22 protein-coding genes and 2 pseudogenes are annotated in these 20,448 nt (G+C 62.8%); 2 read left to right on the top strand and 22 right to left on the bottom strand.

All coding sequences use genetic code 11. The annotated features are described in order from the left end of the window. Nucleotides 1–44: 44 nt before the first annotated feature. Nucleotides 45–1,193 (top strand): type III PLP-dependent enzyme, encoded by a 1,149-nt coding sequence (locus tag J9893_RS17320; RefSeq protein WP_010673490.1) that lies wholly within the window; start codon nt 45–47, stop codon nt 1,191–1,193. 65 nt (nt 1,194–1,258) lie between these two features. Here the strand turns inward: J9893_RS17320 and J9893_RS17315 are convergent, their stop codons facing one another. The 3 genes from J9893_RS17315 to yfcD form a co-directional block, all read right to left on the bottom strand. Then, nucleotides 1,259–2,227: a calcium/sodium antiporter gene (locus J9893_RS17315; RefSeq protein WP_010673489.1), complete on the bottom strand. Its 969-nt coding sequence runs from the start codon at nt 2,225–2,227 to the stop codon at nt 1,259–1,261. Between the two features lie 124 nt (nt 2,228–2,351). Next, complete coding sequence (locus J9893_RS17310; RefSeq protein ID WP_052816154.1) at nt 2,352–2,822, bottom strand: peroxiredoxin; 471 nt, start codon at nt 2,820–2,822, stop codon at nt 2,352–2,354. 112 nt (nt 2,823–2,934) lie between these two features. Then, nucleotides 2,935–3,465 carry an NUDIX hydrolase YfcD gene (gene yfcD / locus J9893_RS17305; RefSeq protein WP_080990053.1) on the bottom strand — a complete coding sequence of 177 codons (531 nt, stop codon included), beginning with the start codon at nt 3,463–3,465 and terminating at the stop codon, nt 2,935–2,937. A gap of 177 nt (nt 3,466–3,642) precedes the next feature. Here yfcD and J9893_RS17300 point away from each other — a divergent pair, with 177 nt between their 5' ends. Next, on the top strand, nt 3,643–3,858 hold the full coding sequence (locus tag J9893_RS17300; RefSeq protein ID WP_010673486.1) for a DUF1107 family protein: 216 nt from the start codon (nt 3,643–3,645) through the stop codon (nt 3,856–3,858). A 95-nt stretch (nt 3,859–3,953) separates the two neighbouring features. On the opposite strand, the gene J9893_RS17295 is transcribed toward J9893_RS17300, so the two are convergent. The 19 genes and pseudogenes from J9893_RS17295 to J9893_RS17205 all read right to left on the bottom strand — a co-directional run bounded on the left by J9893_RS17295 (nt 3,954) and on the right by J9893_RS17205 (nt 20,426). Then, nucleotides 3,954–4,697: an amino acid ABC transporter ATP-binding protein gene (locus J9893_RS17295; RefSeq protein WP_010673485.1), complete on the bottom strand. Its 744-nt coding sequence runs from the start codon at nt 4,695–4,697 to the stop codon at nt 3,954–3,956. Between the two features lie 13 nt (nt 4,698–4,710). Further along, a complete protein-coding gene (locus J9893_RS17290) occupies nt 4,711–5,805 on the bottom strand; it encodes an amino acid ABC transporter permease (RefSeq protein WP_010673484.1) in 1,095 nt (364 codons plus the stop codon). A 9-nt stretch (nt 5,806–5,814) separates the two neighbouring features. Beyond that, the gene (locus J9893_RS17285) at nt 5,815–7,002 is read right to left on the bottom strand and encodes an amino acid ABC transporter permease (RefSeq protein WP_236729495.1); all 1,188 of its coding nucleotides are present in this window, start codon (nt 7,000–7,002) and stop codon (nt 5,815–5,817) included. A gap of 62 nt (nt 7,003–7,064) precedes the next feature. After that, nucleotides 7,065–8,084: an amino acid ABC transporter substrate-binding protein gene (locus J9893_RS17280; RefSeq protein WP_010673482.1), complete on the bottom strand. Its 1,020-nt coding sequence runs from the start codon at nt 8,082–8,084 to the stop codon at nt 7,065–7,067. A gap of 460 nt (nt 8,085–8,544) precedes the next feature. Next, the gene (locus J9893_RS17275; protein ID WP_029313965.1) at nt 8,545–8,856 is read right to left on the bottom strand and encodes a DUF2845 domain-containing protein; all 312 of its coding nucleotides are present in this window, start codon (nt 8,854–8,856) and stop codon (nt 8,545–8,547) included. Then, nucleotides 8,841–9,854, bottom strand: coding sequence for an ABC transporter permease (locus J9893_RS17270; protein WP_210538121.1), 1,014 nt, complete (start codon nt 9,852–9,854; stop codon nt 8,841–8,843). Before J9893_RS17270 ends, J9893_RS17275 begins: the two co-directional genes overlap by 16 nt. A gap of 79 nt (nt 9,855–9,933) precedes the next feature. Next, nucleotides 9,934–10,815 (bottom strand): ABC transporter ATP-binding protein, encoded by an 882-nt coding sequence (locus tag J9893_RS17265; RefSeq protein WP_161469727.1) that lies wholly within the window; start codon nt 10,813–10,815, stop codon nt 9,934–9,936. Between the two features lie 137 nt (nt 10,816–10,952). Next, nucleotides 10,953–11,564, bottom strand: a complete 612-nt coding sequence (locus J9893_RS17260; protein ID WP_010673478.1) for an FKBP-type peptidyl-prolyl cis-trans isomerase — start codon at nt 11,562–11,564, stop codon at nt 10,953–10,955. A gap of 191 nt (nt 11,565–11,755) precedes the next feature. Then, nucleotides 11,756–11,845 (bottom strand): annotated as a pseudogene (locus J9893_RS17255) (copper homeostasis protein CutC); the annotation flags it as partial. A 38-nt stretch (nt 11,846–11,883) separates the two neighbouring features. Further along, a pseudogene (locus J9893_RS17250) lies at nt 11,884–11,973 on the bottom strand (copper homeostasis protein CutC); the annotation flags it as partial. 38 nt (nt 11,974–12,011) lie between these two features. Beyond that, a complete protein-coding gene (locus tag J9893_RS17245) occupies nt 12,012–12,737 on the bottom strand; it encodes a copper homeostasis protein CutC (protein WP_052816142.1) in 726 nt (241 codons plus the stop codon). A 41-nt stretch (nt 12,738–12,778) separates the two neighbouring features. After that, nucleotides 12,779–13,681: an ROK family protein gene (locus J9893_RS17240; RefSeq protein ID WP_010673476.1), complete on the bottom strand. Its 903-nt coding sequence runs from the start codon at nt 13,679–13,681 to the stop codon at nt 12,779–12,781. 109 nt (nt 13,682–13,790) lie between these two features. Further along, the gene (locus tag J9893_RS17235; protein ID WP_052816140.1) at nt 13,791–14,297 is read right to left on the bottom strand and encodes a GNAT family N-acetyltransferase; all 507 of its coding nucleotides are present in this window, start codon (nt 14,295–14,297) and stop codon (nt 13,791–13,793) included. Continuing rightward, nucleotides 14,285–15,100: a M48 family metallopeptidase gene (locus tag J9893_RS17230; RefSeq protein ID WP_010673474.1), complete on the bottom strand. Its 816-nt coding sequence runs from the start codon at nt 15,098–15,100 to the stop codon at nt 14,285–14,287. Before J9893_RS17230 ends, J9893_RS17235 begins: the two co-directional genes overlap by 13 nt. 152 nt (nt 15,101–15,252) lie before the next feature. Then, complete coding sequence (locus J9893_RS17225) at nt 15,253–16,227, bottom strand: phosphate ABC transporter substrate-binding protein PstS family protein (RefSeq protein ID WP_039039286.1); 975 nt, start codon at nt 16,225–16,227, stop codon at nt 15,253–15,255. A gap of 273 nt (nt 16,228–16,500) precedes the next feature. After that, nucleotides 16,501–17,796, bottom strand: a complete 1,296-nt coding sequence (gene phoR / locus J9893_RS17220) for a phosphate regulon sensor histidine kinase PhoR (protein WP_010673472.1) — start codon at nt 17,794–17,796, stop codon at nt 16,501–16,503. A 72-nt stretch (nt 17,797–17,868) separates the two neighbouring features. Continuing rightward, the gene (gene phoB, locus J9893_RS17215; protein ID WP_010673471.1) at nt 17,869–18,558 is read right to left on the bottom strand and encodes a phosphate regulon transcriptional regulator PhoB; all 690 of its coding nucleotides are present in this window, start codon (nt 18,556–18,558) and stop codon (nt 17,869–17,871) included. A 102-nt stretch (nt 18,559–18,660) separates the two neighbouring features. Continuing rightward, a complete protein-coding gene (locus tag J9893_RS17210; protein ID WP_181023053.1) occupies nt 18,661–19,071 on the bottom strand; it encodes a VOC family protein in 411 nt (136 codons plus the stop codon). Between the two features lie 68 nt (nt 19,072–19,139). Further along, nucleotides 19,140–20,426, bottom strand: coding sequence for a GGDEF domain-containing protein (locus tag J9893_RS17205; protein ID WP_210601661.1), 1,287 nt, complete (start codon nt 20,424–20,426; stop codon nt 19,140–19,142). Between the last annotated feature and the right edge of the window lie 22 nt (nt 20,427–20,448).

The following is a 20,448-nucleotide window of genomic DNA, read 5'->3' as shown; positions in this document are numbered from 1 at the left end:
TATGGCTTGGGCATATCACGCCCCCTAAGGATTTTCAAAAGAGAATGAACGAGACCCTGGTCGCACAAGATTACCGTCAGTTGGTTGAACAATTCGGCTCCCCCCTGCTGCTGCTCGACAAGGCAGCCGTCCGCAAACAGTATCGGGCCCTGGCGGCCGCCCTGCCCGATGTGCGCTTGCATTATGCACTCAAGCCCCTGCCCCACGAGGCGGTGGTCTCTGTCTTGAAGGAAGAGGGGGCCTGTTTCGATCTGGCCACCAATGGCGAAGTGGATCTGGTGCGCAGCCAAGGGGTTCGCCCGGGGCGCTGCATCCATACCCATCCCATCAAGCGCGACAGCGACATCCGTTATGCCCTGGAATTCGGCTGCACCGTGTTTGTCTATGACAACCCGCTGGAGCTGGAGAAATTCCTGCCCTACAAGGACGAGGTGAAACTGCTGCTGCGGGTCAGCTTCCCGAACCCCGAGACCAAGGTCGATCTTTCCAAGAAGTTCGGCTGCACCCCGGAGCAGGCACTGCCGTTGCTGCAACTGGCCCAGGCCAAGGGGATCAAGGTGATGGGGCTGTCATTCCACGTCGGCTCCCAGGTGCCCCATGCCCGTCGCCACGTGCAGGCCATCGACGCCTGCCGCGAGATCATGGAGCAGGCCTGGGAGCTAGGGCTCAAGCCCTGGGTGCTGGACATCGGCGGCGGCTTTCCGGTGGACTATGACGGCGGCGAGTTCGACATCGACGGTTTCTGCGCCCCGATCCGCGAGGCCCTGGCCAAGCTGCCCGCCACGGTGCAGAAGATTGCCGAGCCGGGCCGCTTCATCAGCGCGCCGGCCATGACCTCGGTTTCCAGCGTGATGGGCAAGGCCCACCGCGGCGACAAGATCTGGTACTACCTGGATGACGGTCTCTACGGCAGCTACAACGGCCAGCTCTACGACCACGTTACCTACCCGGTGAGCACGCCCTATGCCCACGGCGAACTGCACAATGCGGTGCTCTCCGGCCCCACCTGCGACAGCGTGGACGTCATCCGCGACAGCATCATGCTGCCGGATCTCGAGATCGGCGAGCTGGTGGTGGGTCGGGTGATGGGGGCCTACACCTGGGCCTCCGCCTCCACCTTCAACTTCTTCCCCAAGGCGAGCATCCTGATCCTGGACAGCGCCCAGAAGCAGAAGCTGGTTGCCGTGGCCTGAGACCAGGACCCGCGCACAAAAAAGAGGGGACGCCGCGGCGTCCCCTCTTTCATTTCATCACCAGACTAGATGAACTGGCTCGTCAGCAGCCAGCCGGTGTAGGCGACGAAGCAGGCGAGCAGCACGCCCCCCTCCAGCCGGTTGATGCGCCCCTGCCCCTTGCGGCCCAGACACATCACCAGCAGCAACAGGGTCAGCCCCATCATGATGCTCCAGTCGCGGGAAAGCACTTCGGGCGCCACCTCGAGCGGGTGGATGCCGGCGGCGATGCCCACCACGGCCAGGGTGTTGAACAGGTTGGAACCCAGCACGTTGCCAAGGGCCAGATCGTGCTCGTTCTTGCGAATGGCGATGAGGGACGATGCCAGCTCCGGCAGGGAGGTCCCCACCGCAACTATGGTCAGGCCAATCACCAGATCGCTGATGCCAAAGCCCTGGGCGATGGTCACCGCCCCCCACACCAGCAGACGGGAAGCCCCGATCAGCAGCACCAGGCCGACGATGAGCCAGAGGATGGCGCTCTTGAGAGACATGCCCTCGGAGACGATGTCCTCCTCAGTATCAGTATCCAGCGCATCCCCCTTGCCGTTCATGCCGGCCCAGATGGACCAGCCCATCAGCACTGCGAACACAGCCCCCAGAATGGCGGCATCCATCCGGCCCAGATTGCCATCGATGAGCAGGGCGCCGGAGAGCAGGGTGATGCCGAGCAGGATGGGGATCTCCTTGCGCACCACCTGGGAGGCGACGGCAATGGGGCTGATCAGGGCGGTCAGACCCAGGATCAGGGCAATATTGGTGATGTTGGAGCCATAGGCATTGCCGAGCGCGAGCCCGGGATTGCCCTGGGAGGCCGCCAGCGCGGAGACCACCATCTCGGGGGCCGAGGTACCAAAACCGATGATCACCATGCCGATCAGCAGCGGCGGCATACCGGCGTAACGGGCGGTGGCGGCGGCGCCGTCCACGAACTTGTCGGCACTCCAGACCAGCAACGCCAGTCCGGCAATCAGGGCAACAAAAGCCAGGGTCATATTGTTCTATCTCATCCACGGCAAACACGAGAGCCAGGCAAGTTGCCTGGCTCCATCCAAACGCGGCCTCAGTGTAACGGGGTCGCTTGCTATTTCAAGGTGTAATCAAACGCCGATTAATCTTTCACAGCGCCGCCAGCAGGCTCTGGGCATCCGACACCTCGAACTTGCCTGGCGCCTCCACGAAGAGCCGCTCCACCACACCGTCGTTGGCGATGAGGGCAAAACGCTGGGCCCGCACGCCGCCGAAGGCGCCGGTCTCCTTGGCCAGACCCAGTGCCCGGGTCCAGCTGCCGTCACCGTCCGCCATCATGGTGATGGCAGAGGCGTTCTGGGCCTCTTGCCACGCCTTCATCACGAAGGCGTCGTTGACCGACAGACAGCACAGTTCCACCCCCTTGGCCTTGAACTGATCGGCCAGCACCACGTAGCCCGGCAGGTGAGCGTTGGAGCAGGTGGGGGTGAAGGCGCCGGGCACCGCAAAGAGCACCACCCGCTTGTCGGCAAACAGGGCCTGGGTATCCTTCACCTGCTTGCCCTCGGCGGTGATAAAGGTAAATTCCCCTGCGGGCAGGGATTGACCGACCGTGATCATGATGACGCATCCTTCTGTGGTTCAAAGAGGCCCAGTCTACCCCATTCCACCAGAAGGCGAAGGGGTCCATCGAGCAGCAACCAAGCGATCGGGGAGCGAACGCCTGTCGCCCCTATTTCTGGCCTGATGGCAGGCGCCTTGCCTGCCAGGTGGCGATGGCGAGCAGGGAGTCAGGCGTGAACTCGTCCGCCCGATCGGCTATCTCGCCCAGGCTCATCCAGTGCACCTCGCTCACCTCTTCGGCCTGCAGTTGCAGCGGCCCCTGATAGTGACAACTGAACAGGCCGCCCCAGACCCGGTAGCGGCTGCAGCTCGCCTCCCCTTCGGCATAGAAGGTGCCGTAATCCTGCAGGGGCACGTCGCGGATCCCCAGCTCCTCGGCCAGCTCTCGCCGGGCGGAAAGGGCCATGGCCTCCCCCGTGGTCACCACGCCACCGGCGCAGGCATCCAGCATGCCGGGGCAAAAATCCTTGCTCGGGGTGCGCCGCTGCACCAGGATGCGCTCAGCCTCATCCAGCACCAGGATGTAGCTGGCACGATGGCGCAGGTTTTCCTGACGCACCCTGGCGCGCTCGGCCACCCCGATCACCCTGTCCTGCTCGTCTACTATGTCCACCCACTCCACGTGCGGCACCTTTGTCATGTCTGCAATGGCCGCAGTATATCGGGCCCCGGACCCGGACTCTCACTACTTTTTCAACGCCGGGGCTGCACGCCAGCCGATCACAAGACAGATTCATACAAATCTTTATCAAGTGTCACATCAGTGTCACGGTCCGTCGGCATAGTGTGCCCTGTCCAAACAACAGGGTCTCTTGCCATGAAGGTGTTCAAGCAGTGGTCTCCCCGTCGAATTGCTCGATATATCAAGAGCTTCCATCATGGAAGTTTCATGGTTGAAGCACTGGGGCGGTTTGAGTTTCAAGGGGGGATCATCGATGTGAAGCCGTTGAGCTGTCATCAGGCGCTGAGCCTGGCCCGGCAGATCAACCTGGCCGTGCGCGATCTGCGCACCACCACCCTGTTGCCGGGCTGACATACTCCTTTCTGTCTGTCGTCGACTTCCATGTACACATTTGCCCGCCGCTCATTCGAGCGTGCGGGCTGTTTTTCTGAAGGTTGTGCCCTGCCTCAGTGCTGCAGGATCTGGGAGAGGAAGAGCTTGGTCCGATCGGACTGGGGGTTGTCAAAGAACTGATCCGGCACGTTCTCTTCGATGATTTGCCCCCGGTCCATGAAGATCACCCTGTCCGCCACCTGCTTGGCAAACCCCATCTCGTGGGTGACGCAGAGCATGGTCATCCCCTCGTGGGCCAGCTCCACCATCACATCCAGCACCTCCCGCACCATCTCGGGATCCAGCGCTGACGTCGGCTCGTCAAACAGCATGACCTGGGGATTCATGCACAGACTGCGGGCGATGGCGACCCGCTGCTGCTGGCCACCGGAGAGCTGCCCCGGATACTTGAGCGCCTGTTCGGGGATCCGCACCCGGCGCAGGAAGTTCATGGCGATCTCCTCGGCCTCCTTGCGCGGCAACTGCTTGACCCAGATGGGTGCCAGGCAACAGTTCTCCAGCACGGTCAGATGGGGGAAGAGGTTGAAGTGCTGGAACACCATGCCCACCTCCCGGCGCACCGTCTCGATGTTCTTGAGATCCGAGGTCAGGGCCGTGCCCTTGACCAGGATGTCTCCGCTCTGGTGCTCTTCCAGCCGGTTGATGCAGCGGATCATGGTGGACTTGCCCGAGCCCGATGGTCCGCAGATGACGATCTTCTCCCCTCTGCCCACCTGCAGGTTGATGTTGCGCAGCACGTGAAACTCACCGTACCACTTGTTGACCTCTTTCAGTTCGACAACTGCGTCCGTTTTCATATCAGAACGACTCCTAATGCTTGTGGCCCGTGTTGAGTTTGCGCTCCAGATAGATGGAGTAGCGGGACATGCCAAAACAGAACATCCAGAAGATCATGGCGATAAAGACATAAGCTTCGGTGGAATACCCCAGCCAGGCCGGATCCGCCAGGGCCACCTTGGAGATGGCCAGCAGATCGAACAGCCCGATGATCAGCACCAGGCTGGTGTCCTTGAACAGGGAAATAAAGGTGTTCACCAGGGAAGGAATGGTGATCTTGAGGGCCTGGGGCATGATGATGAGGCCCATCACCTTCCAGTAGGAGAGCCCGAGGGCATCCCCAGCCTCATATTGCCCCTTGGGGATCGCCTGCAGCCCCCCTCTCACCACCTCGGCCACATAGGCCGCCTGGAACAGGATGATGCCGATGAGCGCCCGCAGCAGCTTGTCGAGCTCCACCTCGGTACTCATGAACAGTGGCAGCATGACGGACGCCATGAAGAGCACAGTAATGAGCGGCACCGCCCGCCAGAACTCGATGTAGACGGTACAGAGGCTGGAGATGACCGGCATGTGGGAGCGGCGCCCCAGTGCCAGCAGGATGCCGAACGGCAGTGCGACCACTATGCCCACCACCGCCAGCACCAGGGTGAGCATCAGCCCGCCCCAGCGGTTCGTTTCCACCACCTCCAGCCCCGCTCCCCCATGGATGAGGAAGAAGGCGATGACAGGGAACACCAGCAGGGTGAAGAGCGCCAGCCACCCCTTGCGCGGGGTCTTTGGCCAGATGAGCAAGGCCAGCAGCGCCGCCAGACCGGCGAAGGTCAGGTTGATGCGCCAGTACTGATCGGCCGGGTAGAAGCCATAGAGATACTGCCCCAGCCGGCTCTCGATGAAGATCCAGCAGGCACCGCCCTGGACGCAGGCCTCGCGGCTGCTCCCCTGCCAGGTGGCCGAGAACAGCGCCCAGTCCAGTGCAGACCAGATGAGTGGCAGCAACAGATAGGCCAGCACCAGGGTCAGCAGGCCGTTCCACCAGTTGGGGAAAAGGTTCTGCCTGATCCAGGCGAGCGGCCCCCGACGGTGGTTGGGAGGCGGCAGCGCCTCCTGCAATTCATTCACGAACATGACAGCTCCCTAGCGCTCAACCAGCGTCATTCTGCGGTTGTAGATGTTCATCAGCACCGAGGTGGTGATACTGATGACGAGATAGACCCCCATGGTCATGGCGATGACCTCGATGGCCTGCCCTGTCTGGTTGAGAGTCGTCCCCATGAACACCGAGACCAGATCCGGGTAGCCGATGGCGGTCGCCAGGGAGGAGTTCTTGGTGAGGTTCAGATACTGGCTGGTCAAGGGAGGAATGATGACCCGCATGGCCTGGGGAATGATCACCAGCCGCAGCGTCTTGATGGGCGAGAGCCCGAGGGCGGAAGCCGCCTCCGTCTGCCCCTTGCTGATGGCCAGGATGCCGGATCGCACTATCTCGGCGATGAAGGCCGCCGTATAGATGGTGAGCGCCAGCAAGAGGGCCGCGAGCTCCGGCAACACCGTCAGCCCGCCCCGGAAGTTGAACCCTTGCAGCGCAGGCACGCTCCAGCTGAGCGGGCTGCCCGCCAGCAGGAAGGTGATCCCCGGGAGCAGCATGACCAGGGCGGCCACACAGCGCCAGAACGGGAAGATCCTGCCGGTCAGGGCCTGACGGCGGCGAGCCCAGCGGCCCAGCCCCCAGCTCAGCAGCACCGCGAGCACCAGTGCCCAGATCACGTAGCCGAATCCCTCTTCGAACAGGGGCTTGGGCAGATAGAAGCCCCGCACGTTGAGGAAGGCGAGCCCGCCTATATCCACGCTCTGACGCGGGGAAGGCAGGGTACGCAGCACCGAGAAATACCAGAAGAAGATCTGCAGCAGCAGCGGGATGTTGCGAAACGTCTCTATGTAGACGGCCGCTATCTTGGCCACCAGCCAGTTGCGCGACAGGCGCGCGACCCCGAGTGCGAACCCGAGCAGGGTGGCAAACAGGATGCCGAGCACGGAGACCAGCAGGGTGTTGAGCAAGCCCACCACGAAGGTGCGACCGAAGGTATAGGTCTCGTCGTAAGGGATGAGGCTCTGCAAGATGCCGAAACCGGCCGTGTTGCCCAGAAAATCAAAGCCTGTGGTGATGCCACGGGTGGCCAGATTGGTCAGAGCATTGTTGACGATGTAGAACAGAAACCCGATAACCGCCGCGATGGCCAGGCACTGGAAGAGCAGCGCCCGCACCTTGGCGTCATACCACCAGCGGCCCTGTTCTTTCCTATGGTTTGATGCGTGTAACGCCATGAGGATGACTCCGACAAAGCCAGGGATAACATGGGGGGCCAGGCCCCCCGGTGACTGTCGACTCAGCGGATGGGTGGCGCGTACATCAGACCGCCCTTGTTCCAGAGGGCATTGATGCCGCGATCAATCTTGAGGGGGGAACCGGCACCGACGTTGCGATCGAAGGATTCACCGTAGTTGCCGACCTGTTTGACGATGTTGTAGGCCCATTTGTCATCCAGCCCCAGCACAGTCCCTTTGGGCTCTTCCAGCCCCAGCAGACGACGGATGTCAGGATTGGTGGACTTGAGCATCTCGTCCACGTTGGCAGAGGTGACTCCGGCCTCCTCGGCATTGAGCATGGCGTTGAGGCTCCAGCGCACCACCTTGAACCACTGATCGTCACCCTGACGTACGGCTGGGCCCAGCGGCTCCTTGGAGATGACCTCCGGCAGCACCACGGCTTCCTCTGGCTTGGTGAGCTTGATCTTGAGGGCATAGAGCTGGGACTGATCCGAGGTCAGCACGTCACAGCGGCCAGCTTCGAAGCCCTTGACGGTCTGATCCGAGGTATCGAACACCACTGGGGTGTACTTCATGCCGCCATTGGCGCGGAAATAGTCGGCCAGGTTGAGCTCGGTAGTGGTACCGGACTGGATACAGACGGCGGCACCGTCAAGCTCCTTGGCGCTCTTGACCCCGAGGGACTGCTTGACCAGGAACCCCTGCCCGTCGTAGTAGTTCACCCCGGCGAACGTGAGGCCCAGCGACCCATCCCGGGTCAGGGTCCAGGTGGTATTGCGCGAGAGCAGATCCACTTCCCCGGACTGCAGGGCGGTAAAGCGCTCCTTGGCGGTGAGGGAGACATACTTGACCTTGCTGGCGTCCCCCAGTACCGCGGCGGCCACGGCGCGGCACACATCCACGTCGAGCCCGGTCCAGGTTCCCTTGGCATCCGGGTTGGAGAACCCGGGCAGGCCGTCACCGACCCCGCACTGCACGAATCCCTTCTTCTTGACGGCATCCAGCGTACCGTCCGCCCACGCATTGGCTGCCATCAGCGACAGCGCCATCACCATACCTGCCTTGTGTATCTGCTTCATGTCACTCTTCCCTGTGGTTTGATTCGAACAGGCATCAAAATCTAGCGAGATGCCATCGTTTCCCTGCTTTTTGGCAGCTTATCCAGCCGCAGAAAAACCTGTCAATCGGTGCAATCCGGCCCAACCATGGTGCAACAGAACAAAATATCTAAACGGGGGAATATGCACTCTCAGAATCAAAAGTAGACCCTTATTTGCCAAATAGCCTGCTGCTTAAAACCCTTCTTGGCATGAGGATTATTTTTCGAAAATAAATCGGCTGCACCGCATTGGGGCAGCCATTTCTGCTGACAACTGACTCATCAGATTCAGTTTTATGCCAAAAGCACCAGAGTGAGGCAGCATGAGCCCATATGGAAAAATGGCGATAACAGGCAGGGAAAAGCAACAGAAAAAGAGGTAAAAGGCGGGGAAATGGCGACCTCATCTCCCGCAGGCTGGGCTTCAGAAAACCAGGAGGTCATCCTCCCCGTGGACCATCCGCAATGTCGGTGATGACGCCGTTTTCGACGGTGACAAACTGCATGAATTCCCGCTTGCCAAAGTTGTAGGTCCAGCGCTCGGCATACTTGACCGTCACTCTCGCCCCGAAGCCGTTCTCCTCGAAGCGGGTGAGATCTTCCTTGAGCATCGGCTGGCCGCAGCGAACCAGCAGCTCTGCCGTGGTGTCTCCCTCGGTCAGCAAGGCGTTCTTGCAACGCAGGGTACCTGCCTGCACAGGCAAGGCCGCCACCAGCAACAACCACAGAACAGGTTTCATTTTGCACTCCATTTGAACAGCATGGTTCCCAGCGAGATGCACACCAGGGCGAACACCATGACCTGGCCCAGAGGGCCTGCCACCTCCTGCCATCCCGCCCCTTCCAGCATCACGGCGCGGGCTGCTTCGATGATCTGGCTGAGGGGCAGCCTGGCCGCAAGCTGCTGCAGCCAGGCGGGCGCGCCTTCTAGCGAGAACCAGACACCGGATAAAAACATCATGGGCAAGCTGATGAGATTGAGCAAACCGCTCGCCAGCTCCTCGTTCTGCAGGCGAGCGGCGATGAGCAGGCCAAGGGAGGCCATGGCCGTTCCTCCCGCCAGGGCGATCACCAGCAGCAGCCACCCCGACCCGATGAGGGGCACATCCAGCAACCAGTAGGCCGCGCAGAAGACCAGCAGGCTCACCACCAGGGTGATCAGCACCCGTGACAGCAACTGGGCGAAGAGAAACTCCAGCGCGCCGAGCGGCGTGGCTCGCAGCCGTTTCAGCACCCCGTTCTTGCGATAACGCACGATGACAAACCCGACCCCGAACAGGCCGGAGAACATCAGGTTCATGCCGATCACCCCGGGCAGCAGCCAGTCGCCGTAGCGAATGGCGCGCCCGCTCAGGGTCTCTCTTTGCAAGGGCCCCTGCACCGCCTGGCGCAGCAGATACTCGGCCATGGCCCCCTGAGGGGCGTCCGGGTTTATCCAGTAACGCCCCCCGGCGGGTGAGAGCAGCAGGTCCAGCTGATGGTGACGGACCTTGAGCTGACCTCTCGACGCCTCGTCATAGGGGATGATCTTGAGCAGCGGCACGGCGCGCAGTGGGGCATAGGTTGCAGGCAGTTCCCCCACCACCCCGATCTGTACCAGCGGCTTGGGCGGGCCGGAGAAGATGAGGGAGAAGCCGATGACCAGCAGGAGCGGGAAAAGCAGGTTCCACACCAGGGCCGCGCGATCGCGTACGAACTCGAGGGTGCGGGCATAGAAGAGCGCCCCGATGCGCTTGAGGGATCCCTTCATCGTCCACTCCCGGGATTGCATGTCGGCAAGGCGTACCGCAACACGGGGGCCACGGTCAGACAGAACTCGGTCATCCCTCTCATGCGCCGCTCCGCAGGCTGTGGCCGGTCAGGTTCAGGAAGAGATCTTCTAGATTGGGGGAGCGCACCTGCATGCCGGTGAGCGGCACACCAAGATCCAGCAAGGCTGGCAACAGGGTCGCCACGTCGGGGCAACAGAGCTCCACCTGATCGCCGACCGGACGCAGGGGATAGCCGAGCCCAGCCAGGGCCGGGTGCCCCCCAAGGCGCACCAGCACGCCGTCGAAGTGTTGCGCCAGCAAGGCAGCCGGCGTATCCAGACTGAGCAGGTGGCCGTGATCGACGATGGCAATCAGATCGCACAGCTGCTGCGCTTCGTCCATGTAGTGGGTGGTGAGCACCACCGTCTTGCCCTGGGCCTTGATCGCCTCTATTCGCTGCCAGAAGTGGTGGCGCGCCTGGGGATCCAGTCCTGTGGTGGGCTCATCCAGAAACAGCAGTTCGGGATCCCCGAGCAGGGCCAGAGCCAGCAGCAGGCGCTGACGCTGGCCCCCCGAGAGCTTGCGACTGTCCCTGTCGATGAACTCGCCCAAGGCGCACAGATCGATGAGCAGCTCCCGTGGCAAGGGATTGGGGTAGAGGCTGGCGAACAGGCGCAGGGTATCGCGCACCGTCAGGAAATCCTGCAGCGCCGTGTGCTGGAACTGGATGCCGATGCGGGAGCGATAATCCGGGCCGCGCGGGGCGCCGTGAAACAGGATCTGGCCGCTGTCCGGGGTGAGGAGCCCCTCCAGCAATTCTATGGTCGTGGTCTTGCCCGCCCCGTTCGGGCCGAGCAGGCCGAAGCAGCTGCCGGCGGGAATGGCAAAACTGAGCCCGTCCACCGCCTTGACGCCGGGGAAGTGCTTGACGAGATCGACGACCTCGATGATGGCTGCCATGGCGTGTCTCCCTCACATGGCCGGAATGGACGACGCTCTGACTATATCCAAATCCCCGCCGTAGGCACATGGCCCGTTTGGGCGGTCCAAAAACAAACGGCGACCTCAGGGTCGCCGTTTGCATCACGCCAGCCGGATCACAGGATGTCCAGCAGCTCCACTTCGAATACCAGAGCGGAGTACGGCGGGATGGAGCCGGCGCCACGGGCACCGTAGGCCAGATCCTGCGGAATGTAGAGCTTCCACTTGGAGCCAACCGGCATCATCTGCAGCGCTTCCACCCAACCGGCGATCACGCCGGTCACTGGGAACTCGGCCGGTTGGCCGCGCGCAACGGAGCTGTCGAACACACCACCGTGGGTGAAGGTACCGTGGTAGTGCACGCGCACGGACTGACCGGCAACCGGCACGGCACCATTGCCTTCGACCATGACTTCATATTGCAGACCAGAGTCGGTGGTCTTCACTTCGGCGCGCTTGGCGTTGTCGGCCAGGAAGGCTTCGCCTTCGGCGGCAGCGGCCTTGGCGGCAGCTTCCTGCTCTTCCTGCATACGGGCGGTGATGACCTGGAAGGCATCGTTGATATCGTCACGGCTGACCGCGAACTCCAGACCGTTCAGGGCATCAGCCAGACCTTGTTGCAGGGCCGGGATATCCAGACCGGCGAAGGCTTGCTGAGCCAGTTGGTCGCCCATGTTGCGGCCGATGCCGTAGCTGGCCTTCTGTTCGATAGAGTCGTATTGGGACATTGAGAGGTTGCTCCGGGTCCTGATGGTAAAAGAGACGGGATGATAACAGACTTTTTTGCACCGTGCTGCCAAGACGCCCCTCAATTGCCCGCCGGTGGGAGACGCCTCACATCGGCCCCCTCATCCCCGCCCCTTCTCCCGCAAGGGGAGAAGGGAGCAAAACAGGGCACCATGCCGCCGCACAGTCTGTATCAGGCCCTGTCCAGCAACGCCCTCACCGCCGCGACCTTGGCCCCATCGGTGATGTTGACCCGGCCATCGTCCGAGGTGCCCATGTTGACGTCACAGAGAGAGGCACCATGGCGCCGCACAGTCTGTATCAGGCCCTGTCCAGCAGAGCCCGCACCGCCGCGACCTTGGCGCCGTCGGTGATGTTGACCCGGCCGTCGTCCGAGGTGCCCATGTTGACGTCACAGATAGAGGCACCATGGCGCCGCACGGTCTGTATCAGGCCCTGTCCAGCAGTGCCCTCACCGCTGCGACCTTGGCGCCGTCGGTGATGTTGACCCGGCCATCGTCCGAAGTGCCCATGTTCACACCATGGGGCACCATGCCGCCGCGCCAGCCCATGCCGGACATGTGCACTTCATTGACGCCGGTGAATTCGATGATGGTGCGCACGTTGTCGGCGTTGACCCCGGCCCCGGGCATCAGGCTGGCGCGACCCGCCAGCGCCTGGTGCATGGCCTGCAGGGTTTCGAGCCCCGCCAGCGCGGTCGGCGCATGGCCGGAGCTCAGAATGCGCTCGCAACCTGCCGCGACGATCGTCTCGAGATCCAGCCGCCAGTCGGAGGAGAGATCGATGGCCCGGTGGAAGGTGACGCCGAGCGGCCCCGCCGCCTCGACCAGTTGCCGGAGCTTGCCTTCGGGTACCCGTCCATCTTCATCCAGCAGACCGACCACCACCCCTTGCAGGCCCGCAGCACGAGCGGCCGCGATATCCAAGAGCATCATCTCGAACTCGCCGTCGTTGAAGCAAAAATCTCCGGCGCGTGGACGGATCATGGCGTAGACGGGGACGGTGGCGTGGCGCGCCACCTGCTGCATGAAACCATAGGAGGGAGTGAGACCGCCCAGCCCCAGCGCAGAGCAGAGCTCGATGCGATCGGCGCCGGCCGCCTGGGCGGTGAACAGGGATTCGAGGTTGTCGATACAGATTTCAAGACGGGTCATGATGACTCCTTGTTCGGGGAGATCAGACCCTCTGTCCGATCTCACAGATTGAGCAGGGCTGCACCGCGCACACCGCCGGCTCCACCGAAGCGGGCCTCGCGGATCGCCGGCAGGGCGACACCGGGCAGCAGGTGGCCGGGCAGACGTTTGGGCAACTCCTCATAGAGGGCTGGCAGGGCGCTCAGGCCGCCCCCCAGCACCACCACATCGGGATCAATCACCGAGATGGCGGTGGCGAGGCCAGCGGCGATGATCTCGAGCCAGCAGTCGATGGTCGAGAGGGCCGCCGCCTCACGGGCATCGGCACGGGCGACGATCTGGTGGCCGCTCACCCGTTCTCCATGAACATGGTGGTATAGCCGCTCCAGGCCCGTGCCCGACGCATAGGTTTCGAAACAGACCAGGCGCCCGCAGCCACAGCGGGGACGGGGCAAATCCGGGTATTTCATCAGGATGGTGGCGGGCAGCGGGTAGTGACCTATCTCCCCCGCCAGCCAGTTGCGCCCCTGGATGAGCTTGCCCGCCAGGTAGACGGCGCCGCCGATGCCGGTACCTATGGTGACGCCGAGGGCGCTGCCAGCACCGTCTGCGGCCCCCTGATGCACTTCCGACCAGAGGAAACAGTTGGCGTCATTGTCGACCTTGACCGGTCGGCCCAGCAGTTCGGCCAGATCCGCCCCCAGATGGCGGCCATGGATGGCGGGCAGGTTGGCCGCCACTATGCTCCCGTCGAGGCGATTGAGGATCCCCGGAAACCCGATGCCGACGGCCCCTTTCACCCCGAAGCGCGCATCCGCCGCCTCGACCCGCTCGCGCACAAGCTGCTGCAGCGCCGGGTAGTCGTTGCCCGGCGTGCTCACCCGCTCTTCATGGCAGAGGGTCAGGGCGTCGTCATACACCGCGAAGGCAATCTTGGTGCCGCCAATATCAAATCCGTAGTACATGCCACACTCCCTTGCGGTGGACCCGGCCACCTCGGTCTGTCCAGATGGGGCACATTGTATTAATTCGCAAAAAAAATAAAGTGACCAGGGGCGAAAAACGGGAGCCAGCTCAAAGCAAACGGAACATTTGTCGTTGTTGGCAAGGGTGTCCGAGGCTCATCAGGGTGCGCTCCTGACCGTCGAACATGAAGCCGCGGCGCAGGTAGAATCCCTCGCCGATGTGATTGCCATCCAGCAGCCAGAGCCTGACACACTCGCAACCGGCCCGGCGCATCTGCACCGCCACCGCCTGCCACAGCCGTTTGCCATGACCCTGACGCCAGTGATCGGGATGAAGGTAGAGCGCCCGGATCCGCGCCGTCATCAAGCCTTCCTCCAAAGAGGGCTGCCAGTAGAGCAGGCCTATGACCACGTCGTCCTGACAGACCAGCATGGGAACGGGGCCGGGCTCGGCGAGCCGGTGTCGCCAGATCTGCAGGTGGTCGGTCACCGCCAGCTGGGCCAGCATGTCGGCCCCCAGCACCTCCCCGTAGGCCGCCAGCCAGCTCGCCCGCTGCATCACCGTCATGGCGGCGGCATCGGCGGGACGCGCCAGGCGCAGGCTTACGCCTTGCACTGGGGAACCAGCCCTGATGCTTTCGCCTGCTGGTACAGTGGCTGCACTTCGGCCTGCTGGGCCTGCAGGTTGGCGATCCGGCTCTGGTCGCTGGGGTGGGTGGAGAGCAGCTGGGGCGGTGCCTTGCCACCGGAGGCGGCGCTCATGTTCTGCCACAGGGTGACGGCTTCGGCCGGGTTGAACCCGGCGCGGGCCATCAGCTCGAGGCCGAGCCGGTCCGCCTCGCTCTCCTGGGTTCTGCCATAAGGCAGGGCTATCCCCACCTGGACCCCGAGGCCCAGGGCGGCCATGGTGGCAGCGCCCCCGAGGCTGTCGCTGCTGCCGATGGCGGCGTCCGCCACCGCCAGCCCGATACCAGTCAGCTGATCCCGGGAGAGGCGCTCGTTGGAGTGCTGGGCCAGCACGTGGGTCAGCTCGTGACCGATGACGGTGGCGAGCTGGTCCTGATTCTTGGCGACTTTCAGCAGGCCGCTGTACACGCCTATCTTGCCGCCGGGCAGGGCGAAGGCGTTGATCTCCTTGGAGTCGAACACCACCACCTCCCAGCTGGTGATGCCATAGCTGGCAGGCACCTGGGCGGTCACCGCCTTGGCCACGCAGCCCACATAGGCATTCATCCTGGCATCCGTGCTCACCTTCTCCTGCTGCTTCATCTGGGTGAAGGAGTCGGCGCCCAGCTGGTTCATCTGCTGGGGGGAGAAGAGCAGCATCTGGTTGCGACCGGTCGGTGACTGGGCGCAGCCGGCCAGCAGGGCGCTGCACAAGGCCGTCAGGGCCAGTCTGGAGAGGGAAGATGCGCGCATGAGAGGGTCCTTTGCCGTGAAGTTGCCCTATTCTCGGAAATGCCGCCGCCCGGCGCAAGCCGGGCGCTGCGCCATGCGACCAAAAAGATCCTGGGGCGCACCAATGAAAACGAGCCCGCATGGGGCTCGTTTTTCTGCAAGGGCATGTTCTGTTACATGATGCCCAGCTTCTTCAGGTCGGCCTGAACCACCTTGGCCGGGACCGGCACATAGCCGTCCTTGGCAACGATGGTCTGGCCCGCCTTGGAGAGCATCATCTTCACAAACTCCTGCTCCATCGGGGAGAGCGGCTTGTTCGGATGCTTGTTCACGTAGACGTACAGGAAGCGCGACAGCGGGTACTTGCCGGTGATGGCGTTGTCGGAGCTCGCCTCGATGAAGGTCTTGCCATCCTTGGAGAGCGGAACGGCGCGCACGCCGGAGGTGACGTAGCCGATACCGGAGTAGCCGATGCCGTTCAGGGAGGAGGAGACGGACTGTACCACGGAGGCGGAGCCCGGCTGCTCGTTCACGCCGCTCTTGAAGTCACCGTTGCACAGGGCGTGTTCCTTGAAGTAACCGTAGGTACCGGACACGGAGTTGCGACCGAACAGTTGCAGATCCTTGCCGGACCAGCTGCCGTCCAGACCCAGATCAGACCACTTGGTGGCCGCCTTGGCTTCGCCGCACTTGAGGGTGCTGGAGAAGATGGCGTCGATCTGCGACATGGTCAGCCCCTTGATGGGGTTGTCCTTGTTGACGAACACGGCCAGGGCATCGACGGCGACGCGGATGGCGGTCGGCTTGTAGCCGTAGCGCTTCTCGAATGCCTCCTCTTCACCGGCCTTCATGGCACGGCTCATGGGGCCAAACTGGGCGACGCCCTCGGTCAGGGCAGTCGGTGCGGTGGAAGAACCGGCGGCCTGGATCTGCACGTTGACGTTGGGATACATGCGCTTAAATTCTTCGGCCCACAGGGTCATCATGTTGGCCAGGGTGTCCGAGCCGACAGAGGACAGGTTGCCCGAGATGCCGCTGGTCGGTGTGTATTCCGGCAGGTCTTTATCCACACCGGCAGCCAGAGCGCTGACAGAAAACAGGGTTGCTGCGGTGAATCCGATGACACCAGCCAGTTTGTTGAGTTTCATCCAATCTCTCCAAGTCCAAGGTTGCAGAAGGCAATCGTCAGGTTGACGTCTAAACGTGGTTGACACCCGATCGCAATGATCCGTGGGCCAGCACCACTCCTTCTCCAGTGTTACAGAAGGTCCGTTCTTTAAGACGGCGCCAGTATCTGGCCTGGCAGTGACAAATTTATGGAATTTATATGACACTTTGATGACATGGGCCGAGAGTGGCCCGGATGAAAAAAGGGCTGCGATGCAGCCCTTCTCTCGTTGCTAACACATTGACACAAAATATTATTTCACCAGCACCATGCGGGCGGGAATGAGAAAGCTGAAGCGGCTGCCCGCACCGACCCGGCTCTCGATATCGAGATGGGCATCGTGATGACTCAGGGCGTGCTTGACGATGGCAAGGCCGAGCCCGGACCCTCCGGTGTGGCGCGAGCGGGCCTTGTCGACCCGATAGAACCGCTCGGTGAGCCGCGCCAGATGCTCGGGGGGGATCCCCTCCCCCTCATCCTGCACCGCAAACAGCGCCATGCTCCCCTGCTTGCGCCACTCCACGGTGATCTTGCGCCCCGCCGGGGTGTAGTGGATGGCGTTGTAGACCAGGTTGGAGACGGCGCTGCGCAGTTGATCCTGATCCCCGCGCACCAGCAGATTGGGCTGAACCATGAAGACGATCTCGTGGGCCCGCTCGCCGGAGAGTGCCCGCGCCTCCTGCTCCAGCAGCCCCAGCATGGCGGGCATGTCCACCAGATGGGAGAGATCCACGGTGGGCGCCGCCTCGATGCGCGACAGGGTGAGCAGCTGGTTAACCAGATTGTCCATGCGGATCGTCTGCTCCATCATCACCTTGTGCGCCTTGGCCCACATGGCGGGGGGCGGCGGCTCCTCGGTCATCTCCAGATACCCCTTGAGCACGGTGAGCGGGGTACGCAACTCGTGGGAGACGTTGGAGACGAAGTGCTTGCGGGTCTTCTCCAGGCTGCGCAGCCGGGTCACGTCCCGCACCACCAGCATGGCCTGGTCCTCCGCATAGGGCATGATGCGAAATTCGAGGAACTTCTCCTCGTTGATGGGGGAGTGCATCTCGAACGGCTCGTCATACTGCCCCTTGCCCAGATAGGCGACGAAGGCGGGGTGACGGATCAGGTTGCCGATGTGCTGGCCGGCATCCTCGGGCCAGCGAAAGCCGAGCAGTTGCTCCGCCAGCCGGTTGCACCAGAGGATGCTGCCGTCGGTACGAAACACCACGGCCGCATCGGGCAGCGCCTCCGCCCCTTCCCGAAAGCGGCGGATGAGGCCCGCCAGCTCCCGGCGCCGGGCCCGGTGACGCTGCTGCAACTTGTAGATGCCGTTGAAGATGTGCTCCCAACTGCCGCTGCCGTGGGGCGGCACCAGGCTGCGATCGTGCCACAGCCAGTCCGACAGCCGCTTCTGGAAGCGGTAGTGCCAGACCAGGTGCACCACAGTGGCCACCAGCAGGCAGAGAACGAGATGATCGATTAACCAACCTACCAAGACGAAGGGGCTGTAGAAGAACGCCATTCGCCACAACTGTCGCCGCCAGGCGTAAGGTTGCAACATTAAGATCTCCTAGAGACAGCAAAGAGCCGGGTCCAATGCCCGCCGGCAGGCGCTGGCGGCACTGGCCCTGACCTAGAGACGGGTCGAGAAGCGGTAGCCAGCCCCGCGCACCGTCTGGATCAATCTGTCGTGCCCCGTCTCTTCGATGGCCTTGCGCAGGCGGCGAATGTGTACGTCTACCGTCCTGTCCTCGACATACACGTTGGTACCCCAGACGTTGTTGAGCAACTGCTCGCGGCTGTAGACCCGCTCGGGGTGGGTCATGAAGAAGTGCAGCAGCTTGAATTCGGTCGGCCCCATGTCGAGGGCCTTCTCCTCGGCACTGACCCGGTGGGAAACGGGATCCAGCTTGAGCCCCTGCACCTCGATCACCTCGTCCACCGAGGTGGGAGAGACACGGCGCATCACGGCGTGCAGGCGGGCGGTGAGCTCCTTGGGGGAGAAGGGTTTGGTGATGTAGTCGTCGGCACCGGCCTCGAGCCCGCGCACCTTGTCCTCTTCCTCGCCCCGGGCGGTCAGCATCACCACCGGGATCTGGCGAGTCATCTCATCCTGCTTGAGCTGCTTGAGGAACTGGATACCGCTGCCGCCTGGCATCATCCAGTCCAGCACGATGAGTTCGGGGTAGGGTTCGCGCACCTTTGCCAGTCCATCGGCGTAATCTTCTGCTTCTACTGTTTCATATCCCTTCTGCTCAAGCACGAAGCAGAGCATTTCGCGGATCGGTGCCTCGTCCTCGACCACCAGAATTCGCTTAGCCATATCCCTTCTCTCTCCTCTGTGAAGATGGGTGCGCCAATTATTAGAACTTTCTGTGACACTTTTATGACTTTATGACGGGCGGGATGATAAACGTTTTCAGATTCAGTTGGCAGCAGCGAGTTGCAGCAGGTCCCAGCGATTGCCACTGATGTCCTCGAACACCACCACGGTGCCGTAAGGTTCGAGGCGCGGCTGTTCACAAAAACGAACGCCATAGGCCTGCATCCGCTCGTAATCGCCCCAGAAGTCGTCGGTCTCGAGAAACAGGAAGACCCGACCGCCCCCCTGGCGACAGATGGCGGCGCGCTGCTCCTCGTTGGCCGCGCGGGCCAGCAGCAGGGCGGAGCCGGGAGCCCCCTTGGGAGCGACCCGCACCCAGCGTTTGCCCGGTTTGCCCGGCTCGTCGAGGGGGGTGTCTTCCAGTAGCTCGAAGCCCATTCCCCGGGTGAAGAAGGCGATGGCCTCGTCGTAATCCGCCACCAGCAGCGTCAGGGCGCCAATGTGTTGTGCCATGGCATCTCTCCTCGGATAAATGATGGGGCGCATGATAGCCCCGCCCGGCCATGGGCTCCAGCGCCGGATCAGTCGGGCGCCACCTCCACCCGGTTGCGACCATTCTGCTTGGCCTGATAGAGCGCCTCGTCGGCCCGCTTGAGCGCCTGCTCCAGGCTATCCTTGCGCCGCTCGGCCACCCCGAAGGAGGCGGTGATACCGAGCCCCAGCGGCCAGTGCCTGTACCCCTCCAGCGCCCCTCTCAGCCGCTCCGCCAGGGTGGCGGCTCGTCCCTCGTCGTAATGGAGGCAGACCAGCACGAACTCCTCCCCGCCCCAGCGCACCAGTCGGCACAGGCTGTCACAATGGCGCAGCAGCTCGCTCACCATGTGTTTGAGCACCTCGTCCCCCACCGGGTGGCCGTGACCGTCGTTGACCCCCTTGAAGTGATCGATGTCGATATAGATGAAGGAGAGCGGCATCTCGCCGAGCTCCCCGAGCAGCTTTTCGCCGCCGAGCCGGTTGAGGGCCCCGGTCAGGGGATCGTAGCGGGCCTCCTCCTCGGTACGCCGGTTCTGCTCGCACAGGCTCGCACTCAGGGCTTCAGCCGCGAGGCGCGCCTCCCTGGCCTTGCGCAGCCGATCGCCAAACATCAGATTCTGGACCAGGAAGAGCAGCACGCCGTAGACAAGCCACCCCAGCAGCAGATAGCGATAGAAGTCCCCCGGCTTGCACCAGCGGCCATAGAACTCCAGCCGCTCGAGCCGCAACCGGTACTCCCCCGGCAGCATCTTGTCATCGGAGGCGATCTCGATGGCATAGACATGGTGCAGATCCGGCCCCTGCTGGACCAGCGGAATGTCGTACTGCTGCACCCACCAGGAGCTGGGGGCGAAGACGTTCAGGGGGACATCCTGCTCGCGGCCAAAATCCCTGGCGGTGAAGAGCACTTCGTTGAACTTGTGGGAACTCTCGTCTTCCCGCGTCGAATAGACGGGATCGTAGTTGCGCAGATAAAGGCGCCAGGCCTGTACCCCCTGCCCTTCTACATCCAGCCTCACCCGCACCCCGGTGAAGCCGGAGAGATCCAGCCCCCGCTCGGGGTCGGTCAGGGTCAGAACCAGCTCGCAGAAAGGATAGGCATATTGGCTTCGCAGGGTGCACTGGATGGCGGGTCTGTCGCCCCCCTGACTCAGGGTGGCGACGGAGGAGCCCTTGTGGGCCCTGTCATCCTGGGCACGCACGGACAAACCGGCCTGGCTCAGGATGTCGAGCCGCCGCTCGGGTCCGAATTCGAATAACACCATGGCCAGCAGGCTCGCCGCCAGCAGGCACCAGAACAACAGCGTCGTCATGCGGGAATAGGAAGGGATCATCGGCATCACACCTGAAAAAGGG

This window comes from Aeromonas sp. MaB10011B (assembly GCF_017939325.1).
GTDB lineage: Bacteria > Pseudomonadota > Gammaproteobacteria > Enterobacterales > Aeromonadaceae > Aeromonas > Aeromonas caviae.
The sequence above is the reverse complement of the archived record's forward strand: the minus strand, read 5'-3'. Positions and strand labels throughout refer to the sequence as shown.